The following is a 7,405-nucleotide window of genomic DNA, read 5'->3' on the forward strand; positions in this document are numbered from 1 at the left end:
TTCTTCAATTCTTCAATAGGGCATTTTAATTTTTCTACGATTTATTGTCAATATTTCTTTCAAAAAAAATCTATGTTTATTTAAAAATAATTTTTATAAATATGAGCCCTTTTCATTTTCGCGGTAATTTATATATTGTACAAAATAAAAAGTAAAGGAGGTGATTTCCTATGGTAGTAACTGAAACTCCTCTTTCTCTTTCTTTAATAATAAAGCTTAAGAATGGTGTAACTGAATCTGGAGCTCAAAAATATAAGAAAAAGACTATAAACAATGTGAAAGTTACAGCTTCCAAGGAAAGTATTTATGCTCTTGCTGAAGCACTTTCGACTCTACTAGCTCCTGAAATAGGAGGCTATTCAAAAGTACTAACTTCTGATATTTCAGGTTCTTAATAACTCAAACAAAAATAATTAAAGATTGGGGGTGAGGAAATGGAGTACAGTTTAGTTATAACTTTTCTAACCAGAAATGGTGAGAAAGTTAATTTGACTATTGCCGATGTTAGAAATGATTTAACAAATGAAGAGATATCTGAAGCAGTTGTTGTAATCTTAAGAGAAAATATCCTGCTTACAAAAAAAGGCGATGATTTAGTAGCTTTTCATTCTGCTAAGCTTAATGAAAAAAGATCAACTCTTTATGACATCCAAGTAGACCTTTAAACTATAAACTAAAAAAACTCAGCTATAAACATTTGCTTATAGCTGAGTCCTATTTTAAAAACCTATAGGTTTAATTCTTTCTCAATAAATTTTTTTAATTTAGTTAAAGCTCTCTTTTTGCTTCTTTTTATTGTACTATAAGATAATCCATTATTTTCAGCATACTCTTTTAATGTTTTTTTCAGAAAATACTTATAGTATAATATTTCCTGTTCTTCCTTAGTTAAAATTGTTCTAAAAGCTAGGCTTAAAAAATCAATTCTATCATCTTTAATAATTTTTCCGTCGAAACATTTCATTTTATAGAAAAGAATATTTTCAAATTTTTCATCTATTATTAAGGTTTTAACTCCATCTTTTAACTTTCCATTTACAGATTTTCTTAGTAGATTGAAGAAATGTCTATTTATACATAATTCCATAAAGGGGAGGAAGTTACCCATACCATGATCATAATAATCTATATTTTCAAAGATTACCTTATAAGCCTCATTTATCAAATCATCATTAGTATAAGGATAAATATTATATTTCTTAATTATACTTCCGATTTTATTTAGAGTTTTTTCAACTAATTTTTCTCTTGCTTTTTTATCTCCTTTTTTAGATAGCTCAACAAGCTCTTCAAGCTGAGAGTAATCCATAAGATCGCCTCCTTTATTGTTAAATTTACTACTATACTATGTCGAATTATATATATGTGTGTAGCAAATACTGGAAAATGAGAAAAAGGCATACTATCAAAATGACAGCATGCCTTTAATCATGGATTATATATCTATTAAAAAGTTATTATTTCATGTTTAGTTGCTTTAGAAACTCTATATATTTGTGTATCCAATAAACTTCCTATAGCATTGCCTAATTTCCCAATGGAATCATCAGAAGCTTCTTCTTTTATATTTGATATACTAAACTTTCTAAATACATCTTTACCTTCTTTATCTAGACCGGCTTTATACTCTATCTCTAAGGATAGACGTGTTAATATACTCTCAGTCATTTATATTACCTCCTATTCTTAAATTTAGTAATATAATATGTCTAAATATGAGTATTTGTGTAAAGTTAATTCAAACTTAAATATAAATATAAGCAAAATAGCCACAATTTTCAATAAACAATGTTTAAATTTTACTTTATATAGCGAGAACTTGTTCTAGGGAGGTTGTCAATATATTTGCTAATTCTTTTGGTAAATTTCTAGTCAATATTATATAATATATATGTATTCTCACTTTCTTGGAGAATTAATAATTTTATAAGTATTTTCTAGACTCGATATATTATGAGATTTTTAAAAGGAGCTTTCTATGTTTAAAGATATTAATGAAAAAAAACAATTATTAGATACTAGAAGGCCGTTACCAGAGCATACTGTAAAAAGTATAAGAGAGCATTTACTATTAGAATGGACTTATAATTCTAATGCTATTGAAGGAAATACACTAACTTTAATGGAGACGAAAGTTGTATTAGAAGGAATTACTGTTGGCGGAAAAACCTTAAGAGAACATTTAGAAGTAATAAACCATAGAGATGCTATTTTATTTGTAGAAGAGATTGTTAAAAATAATGAACCTTTAACTGAATGGCAGATTAAAAATATTCACAGACTTATACTTAAAGGTATTGATGACATATATGCAGGTACCTATAGGGATCAACAAGTTATGATTGCTGGGGCAAAGCATATGCCACCAGAGCCTTTTTTGATAAAAGAGCAAATGGAGAACTTGATAATACTTTAGATTTATATATAAACTTAATCAAATAGTATAAGATATTTTAAGTAAAACGTGCTGTCATTTGACAGCACATCTACTTTAAGGGTTCTTCTCTCTTATATATATTCACTAATTACTTCTATGAAATCTTCTATATCCTTTAAATTATTTATTATTATATCATAAACGACTTTCTTTACTTTTTCTTAAATGGTTTAACATACACTCATCATAATAATCACTGAAATACTTAAAGTCAAAGTACTCTTGAATAAGAGCCAAATACATAACCAAATTTTATATTACAGTATTCTTTTGCTTTTTCTAAAAAACAATCTATTTTAAATTTAAACTCACTTGTTTCGATAGACTTCATAGTAATCACCACTCTTTAAACTTTTTTATATTGCCTGCTAAATATATTTATGCGCAATTAAATCTTAATACTTATATTATATACTAAACTACAGCATCCTTAAACATTATGTGCTTCGCGATTATGTGAAAATAATTATTTGAGCAGGCATTTCCTGATAAGGGAAATAAGTTTTATATATATTTATGCGTCGTAGCTTCACTTATCTTAATATGGACTCTGTTTTTAAAATTTAAAAATCAGGTTTTAGTTTTGACTATTATAAATCTAGTTTTTTCTCTAGTCTTTATTGGTGATATTTTATACATGAGATATTATGGAGAATTTTTATCATTTTATATGATACCACAAGCAAAATATATAAATGAGATTAATAGCAGTATAACAAGCTTGTTAAACTATACAGACTTAATAGTATTTTTAGATATAATAGGCTTAATAATCTTATGTGGATATCTCTTCAGAAATAAAAAGGGTTCTAATAGATCAAACATTTATACAGTTATTCCTCTAGCTTTAGCTGTTTTAATTACAGGAATCTTCGCTGTTAATAAAAAAATGGTTGCTAGTAAGGATATACTTACTCATAAGTGGGATAGTAAGTATGTAGCTAGAGAAATGGGTGTATTATATTATCACTATAATGATTTAAAAGAATATTTAACTGATGAGTTTTCTAAACTAGCTATTTCTGAGGAAGAAGCTCAAGAAATCTTAGATGATGTACCTAACCAAGTTAAGAGTGACAATTATGGTATAGCAAAAGATAGCAATCTTATTGTTATCCAAGTTGAAGCTCTTCAAGACTTCGTTATAAATAGAGAGATAAATGGTAAAGAAATAACCCCTAACCTTAATAAATTGATTAATGAAAGCATGTATTTTAATAGAATGTATGGACAAACAACTGGAGGAAACACTGTCGATGCAGAATTTATGCTAAATAATTCCCTATATCCTGCTCCAGTAGGAGCTGCTTATTTTACTGATACTTTTAATACCTATAATGCGTTACCTAAACTTCTAAAAGAAAATGGGTATCCAAATGTTGTAGCTATGCATGGATATGATAAAAACTTCTGGAATAGACACTCTGCCTATCAGTCCTTTGGGTATGATAAGTTTTATAGTAGTGAAGACTATAATGGAAATACTATAGGCTGGGGAATTGAAGATAATGAATTCTTAGCTCAAAGCTTAGAGACATTAAAAGAACTTCAAGAACCTTTTTTCAGCTTTATTGTAACATTAAGTTCTCACCACCCCTTTGATATGTTTAGTGGATTTAATGAATTTGACGTAGGAGAATTTACAGGTACTCAACTAGCAGATTACATAGAAGCTATACACTATACAGATAAAGCTATTGGGAACTTTATAGATGATTTAAAAAAGGAAGGCTTATTTGATACTAGCACCATAGTTATATATGGTGATCATAGAGGACTTAGAGATGATCAAAATGATATATTAGGGAAATTTATGAATGTAAAAGTAAATAATGTAACTATTAATAACATTTATAATAAAATACCTCTTATCATAAATACCCCTCACAACTTAGTTCAAGGAGTATATGAAAATGCAATTGGTCAGATAAATATCTTACCTATGATACTTGATTTACTGGGAATAGAAAACAATTATATGCTAGGGGCTAATACATTAATAGAGGAATTAGTGCCTGTAGTATTTAGAAATGGAAGTATTATATACTCTAATTACTTCTATGATAAAGATGAGGACAAGGTTTATAATACAGAAACTTATGAAGAAGTCTCAAAAGATTCTATAAGTGATGTAATAGAAGAAGGACTTCAGAAACTTCAGTTGTCTGATAGTATATTAAAATATGATATTTGGGGTAAATAATTAATTAAAATTTAACTTTTGTATATGGCCCACCTAAAAAAATAGATGTACTATCAAGTTAAAGTACATCTATTCTTTATTTAGAGAACAACTTGTAATTAAAAAACTTTATATGTATTCACTAATTACTTCTATGAAAGCTTATATGGTTACTAGCCCACCTTTTATTTTTACTCTTCCTGACATTTCTAAAGAAAATAACTCAGTTAATAAAACTGATTCATCTAAATCTAACTTTTGTTTTAATTCTTCTATGTAGTATTCTTTTAATTTTAAAAACTCTAATATTTTTTGTTGTATTGAACTAAAATTTATTCTATCTTCAGTTTCTATTTCTTCTTTACGTGACCTTTCTTTAAAGAAAAACATACTTGCTTTTCCTTCATGGATTAATTTATTGGTTCCCGCTCCTTCTTTAGAATATAAATTATGAGGAACTGCATGTACGATTTTATTAATTTCCTTAGCATATTCCACAGTAAATAAGGAAGAACTATTAATTGGTGCTTCAGTTATAATAACTTCATCAGACCATTCCATCATTCTTCTATTTTTTTGTATTAAATGATTCTTTTTAACTTTTTCTCCTGGTGAATATTGTGAGATTGCTACACCAATATTAAGTATAGCTTGTATTAGTTTCTCGTGCTCTTTTGGGTATATGCAATCAATTCCACAAGGTAAAAATACCATAGCCTTGCCTCCATTTTTAACTGTTTCAGTATGAGCTATCGCCTCAATACCTTTTGATAATCCACTTATTATCGTAGATTTATCTTGAATCAGATGTTTTACTATATCTCTTGTTATATCTTTTCCATATTTACTACAACTTCTTGTTCCGATAATTGAAATTAACTTATCATTCTTATTTAACTTTCCTTTATAATAATAAAGGATTGGACTGTATTTATATTTAAAGCAGTCTTCATAAAAATTATCATTTAATGTTAATATATTTATATTTCCCTTATAGCACTTTTCTAGAATTTTCTTAGCTTTATCAGTAGCTTTATTGTTATAAATTTTTTCTGCTATGTTTTTACCTATTCCCTCTATACCTTGTAGTTCTTTAATACTTGATCTATAAATATTCTCAGGACTCCCAAAAGCTTTTAGTAATCTTTTAGAAAGTACAGGTCCTATCCCATCTAACTCATTTAACCAAATCCAATACAGATTCATTAAACTACCTCCATATTTGTATCTTCTTTATCTATTTCTCTACACATTAATGACTTAGATACATGGGTATAATTAATTTTTTCTTCTTTCTCTAAATCAGCTATTGTCCTTGCTATTTTTAAGAATTTATGAAAACTTCTTGCACTATAGTTAAACCTATCAAAGGCTAACTTAAATAATCTCTTAGATTGCTCATCTATACTGCAATATTTTGATATCATGTCTGGAGTCATCTGAGCATTGCAATTAATACCACTATATTTCTCAAATCTTAATCTTTGAATTTCTCTAGCTTCCTCAACTTTTTTTCTTAAAACTTCAGATTTTGTACCTTTTGTATGGTTTGATAAATTCATTATATCCACTTGTGTTACATAGTTTTGTATGTCAATTCTATCCATTATTGGTCCTGACAACCTTTGTCTATATTTTATGACTTCATAATCTGAACAATGGCATTTAGGGTTTCCATAATAGCCACATGAGCAAGGATTCATAGCAGCTACCAGCATAAAATTTGCAGGATAAACATTCGTGTTTTTAACTCTGGAAATAGTAACCGCTCCATCTTCTAAAGGTTGCCTTAAAGAATCTAGTGTTTTTCTGTTAAATTCAGCTATTTCATCTAGAAATAGTACTCCATTATGAGCTAAAGATATTTCACCTGGCATAGCATTATTACCTCCCCCTACTAATGAGTTAGTAGATGCATTATGGTGAGGGGCTCTAAAAGGTCTTTCAGTGATTAAACTTCCTTTATTCTTTAAAAGACCTGCTACGCTATAAATTTTCGTAACCTCTAATGCCTCCTCTTCACTCATAGATGGGAGTATTGTTGGAATCCTCTTAGCTATCATTGATTTTCCACACCCTGGTGATCCACTCATTAACAGATTATGCCCACCAGCTGCTGCCATAATTATATAATTTATTGTCATATCTTGACTTTGAACATCCTCAAAATCAAGTAAATACTCTCTTCTAATAAAATGATTTTCTATCATCTCTTCATCAGCATATGTAGAGACACCTTCTAAGAAATCTATTACCTCTCTAAGTGTACCAAATCCAAATATGTTTATATCATTGACTAAAGAAGCCTCTTTTATATTTTCTTTTGGTACTATTATATTCTTAATACCTTTTTCTCTAGCCTCTATGACCATAGGTAGTATACCTGCACATGGTCTTAACTCTCCATTTAATGATAATTCTCCTATTAATCCAAAGGATTTAATTTCTTCAATCACAGTTTGTTTTGTTTGTATCAATAATGCTACAGCCATAGCTAAATCAAAATGTGTACCACTCTTTTTTATGTCTCCAGGTGCTAGATTAATTAATATTCTCATTTTAGGGAATTCGTATTTAGAGCTATTTATTGCTGATTCTATCCTTTGTGCAGCTTCTTTTATAGCTATATCACCAAGTCCAATTATTGAAAAAGATGGTTTTCCATAAATGGTATCCGCTTCTATAGTTACTATATATCCATCTATACCTGAGATTGAAAATGAATTAACTACTGATGCCACTCTCCTTCACCTCCTTCTGATATTTAGAATTCATTCCTTGCTCAA

Annotated in this window: 8 protein-coding genes; 4 read left to right on the forward strand and 4 right to left on the reverse strand. The window is 28.5% G+C overall.

Going from position 1 to position 7,405, the window contains the following annotated elements; translation table 11 throughout:
- Positions 1–170 precede the first annotated feature (170 nt).
- Together B3N22_RS10615 and B3N22_RS10620 are read left to right on the forward strand one after the other, a co-directional pair.
- On the forward strand, positions 171–395 hold the full coding sequence (locus B3N22_RS10615; protein ID WP_073022871.1) for a DUF1659 domain-containing protein: 225 nt from the start codon (positions 171–173) through the stop codon (positions 393–395).
- A gap of 39 nt (positions 396–434) precedes the next feature.
- Positions 435–665 (forward strand): DUF2922 domain-containing protein, encoded by a 231-nt coding sequence (locus B3N22_RS10620; protein WP_181601318.1) that lies wholly within the window; start codon positions 435–437, stop codon positions 663–665.
- A 62-nt stretch (positions 666–727) separates the two neighbouring features.
- Here B3N22_RS10620 and B3N22_RS10625 read toward each other — a convergent pair whose 3' ends face one another.
- Both B3N22_RS10625 and B3N22_RS10630 read right to left on the reverse strand, forming a co-directional pair.
- Positions 728–1,309 (reverse strand): sigma-70 family RNA polymerase sigma factor, encoded by a 582-nt coding sequence (locus B3N22_RS10625; RefSeq protein ID WP_286906932.1) that lies wholly within the window; start codon positions 1,307–1,309, stop codon positions 728–730.
- A gap of 137 nt (positions 1,310–1,446) precedes the next feature.
- Positions 1,447–1,668, reverse strand: a complete 222-nt coding sequence (locus B3N22_RS10630) for a DUF1659 domain-containing protein (protein ID WP_238907639.1) — start codon at positions 1,666–1,668, stop codon at positions 1,447–1,449.
- Between the two features lie 310 nt (positions 1,669–1,978).
- On the opposite strand from B3N22_RS10630, the gene B3N22_RS10635 reads away from it, so the two are divergent.
- Positions 1,979–2,416 carry a Fic family protein gene (locus tag B3N22_RS10635; protein WP_286906934.1) on the forward strand — a complete coding sequence of 146 codons (438 nt, stop codon included), beginning with the start codon at positions 1,979–1,981 and terminating at the stop codon, positions 2,414–2,416.
- Between the two features lie 658 nt (positions 2,417–3,074).
- Positions 3,075–4,640 carry an LTA synthase family protein gene (locus B3N22_RS10640; protein ID WP_286906936.1) on the forward strand — a complete coding sequence of 522 codons (1,566 nt, stop codon included), beginning with the start codon at positions 3,075–3,077 and terminating at the stop codon, positions 4,638–4,640.
- A 141-nt stretch (positions 4,641–4,781) separates the two neighbouring features.
- Here the strand turns inward: B3N22_RS10640 and B3N22_RS10645 are convergent, their stop codons facing one another.
- Together B3N22_RS10645 and B3N22_RS10650 are read right to left on the reverse strand one after the other, a co-directional pair.
- Positions 4,782–5,825: a DNA-processing protein DprA gene (locus B3N22_RS10645; RefSeq protein WP_286906938.1), complete on the reverse strand. Its 1,044-nt coding sequence runs from the start codon at positions 5,823–5,825 to the stop codon at positions 4,782–4,784.
- Complete coding sequence (locus tag B3N22_RS10650; protein WP_286906940.1) at positions 5,825–7,360, reverse strand: YifB family Mg chelatase-like AAA ATPase; 1,536 nt, start codon at positions 7,358–7,360, stop codon at positions 5,825–5,827. The genes B3N22_RS10645 and B3N22_RS10650 overlap by 1 nt, the downstream gene beginning before the upstream one ends.
- Positions 7,361–7,405: the final 45 nt, after the last annotated feature.

It is taken from the genome of Clostridium sp. UBA1652 (assembly GCF_002320975.1).
In the GTDB taxonomy this organism is placed as follows: domain Bacteria; phylum Bacillota; class Clostridia; order Clostridiales; family Clostridiaceae; genus Clostridium_T; species Clostridium_T intestinale.

Excerpts from the sequence above, each read along its gene's own strand:
- B3N22_RS10615 (WP_073022871.1), top strand. The coding sequence starts at position 171 with ATGGTAGTAACTGAAACTCCTCTTTCTCTTTCTTTAATAATAAAGCTT.
- B3N22_RS10620 (WP_181601318.1), top strand. The coding sequence starts at position 435 with ATGGAGTACAGTTTAGTTATAACTTTTCTAACCAGAAATGGTGAGAAA.
- B3N22_RS10625 (WP_286906932.1), bottom strand. The coding sequence starts at position 1,309 with ATGGATTACTCTCAGCTTGAAGAGCTTGTTGAGCTATCTAAAAAAGGA.
- B3N22_RS10630 (WP_238907639.1), bottom strand. The coding sequence starts at position 1,668 with ATGACTGAGAGTATATTAACACGTCTATCCTTAGAGATAGAGTATAAA.
- B3N22_RS10635 (WP_286906934.1), top strand. The coding sequence starts at position 1,979 with ATGTTTAAAGATATTAATGAAAAAAAACAATTATTAGATACTAGAAGG.
- B3N22_RS10640 (WP_286906936.1), top strand. The coding sequence starts at position 3,075 with ATGAGATATTATGGAGAATTTTTATCATTTTATATGATACCACAAGCA.
- B3N22_RS10645 (WP_286906938.1), bottom strand. The coding sequence starts at position 5,825 with ATGAATCTGTATTGGATTTGGTTAAATGAGTTAGATGGGATAGGACCT.